General features: G+C 68.9%; 2 protein-coding genes. Both read right to left on the bottom strand.

Features of this window, described 5'->3' with window-relative positions; all coding sequences use genetic code 11:
• The coding region (locus WDW90_RS37625) for an HlyD family secretion protein (RefSeq protein ID WP_336492807.1) at nt 1-578 on the bottom strand (578 nt) is incomplete at its 3' end.
• Nucleotides 568-835: ABC transporter permease (locus tag WDW90_RS37620; protein WP_336492806.1), on the bottom strand; the 268-nt coding region annotated here is incomplete at its 5' end. The genes WDW90_RS37620 and WDW90_RS37625, both read right to left, overlap by 11 nt.

Below are 835 nucleotides of genomic sequence, written 5' to 3'. Positions count from 1 at the left end.
TTCGCGAGCTCGACCTTGGCCTTCGCGATGTCGCGCTCCTCGCTGGTCGGACCGGCCCTCTGCTGAGCAAAAGTCGCCTGCATCAGGCTGAGGGCGGACTCGGCCTTGCCGAGGGCGGCCGTGCTCTCGTCGAGCTGCTGTTTGCTGGCGTAATCATGGGACGCGAGCGTCGTGACGCGTTCATGTTGCTGGCGCGCGAGGAGGAGGTTCGCCTCGGCGATACGGACGTTCTGTGCCGCCGTATCGACCTCCTCCTTGCGCACCCCCGCGAGGACATTGGCCAAGTCAGCCTGCGCGGCGGCGGCGTTGGCTCTCGCCTCCTGAACCGCCGCCGCGAGTTCGGGGCTGTTCAGCACCGCCAGCACGTCTCCCTGCCGCACCGGCTGTCCGGCCGTCACCCGGAACGACGCGAGCCGGCCGCTCGTCTCGGGGGCGATGCGGATCTCGGTCCAGTGCACGACACCCGGGGATGGCAGCGGCGCGGTCTCGCTCCGGGGCCACCAGAGATAGGCCGCCGCCGCGACGGCGACGGCAATCGTCGCGCCCGCAAGGACAGGCAACGTCGCTTTACCGCGCATCGCTGGCCACCCCTCTGTTTGCCACTCGTGCCGCCAGGATTGCGAGGAGCCCGTAGAACCCGGTCAGAGCCCAGAGGGTCAGCCAATCGTGCCTGACGTCGTGGACGGTTGCGCCCATCTGGTTGATGCGGACGAGACCGTCGATCGCGGAGGTGCTGGGAAAGATCCGGCTCAGCGAGCGGATCGCTGCGGGGATCGCCTCGACCGGCCAGGACACGCCGACCATGAAGAAGAGCGGCAGGCTCGCCGCGATGAAG

Source organism: Methylobacterium nigriterrae, from assembly GCF_037106235.1.
GTDB classification, from domain to species: Bacteria; Pseudomonadota; Alphaproteobacteria; order Rhizobiales; family Beijerinckiaceae; genus Methylobacterium; species Methylobacterium nigriterrae.
The sequence above is the reverse complement of the archived record's forward strand: the minus strand, read 5'-3'. Positions and strand labels throughout refer to the sequence as shown.